1 protein-coding gene is annotated in these 485 nt (G+C 67.8%); it reads left to right on the top strand.

The annotated features are described in order from the left end of the window. Positions 1 to 485: FAD-binding oxidoreductase (locus tag HUS66_RS17420; RefSeq protein ID WP_175072452.1), on the top strand; the 485-nt coding region annotated here is incomplete at both ends.

Below are 485 nucleotides of genomic sequence, written 5' to 3' on the forward strand. Positions count from 1 at the left end.
ACCCTCGCCCGGCTCGACGCCGACTACCTGCGCTTCCTCGAGGCCCTGCGAGCCGACGGGTTCGCAGGCGAGATCGCCCCTGACTACGCCAACCGCACCGTGCTGGCCACCGACAACTCCATCTATCAGCGGCTGTCCCAGGCGGTGCTCTATCCGCGCCACGCCGAGGACCTCGAGCGCATCGCTCGTCTCGCTGGACAGGAGGCGCATCGCAAGGTCGTGCTTACGCCTCGCGGCGGCGGCACCGGTACCAACGGCCAGTCGCTGACCGACGGCCTGGTGGTCGATGTGTCCAAGCACATGAATGCCATCCTCGACATCGACGTCGAACGGCGCCGGGTGCGCGTACAGGCCGGCGTGGTCAAGGACCAGCTCAATGCCGCCCTCAAGCCCCATGGACTCTTCTTCGCCCCGGAGCTGTCGACCTCCAATCGCGCCACCATCGGCGGCATGATCTCGACCGATGCCAGCGGCCAGGGCAGCTG

The organism is Onishia taeanensis (assembly GCF_013349955.1).
GTDB lineage: Bacteria > Pseudomonadota > Gammaproteobacteria > Pseudomonadales > Halomonadaceae > Onishia > Onishia taeanensis_B.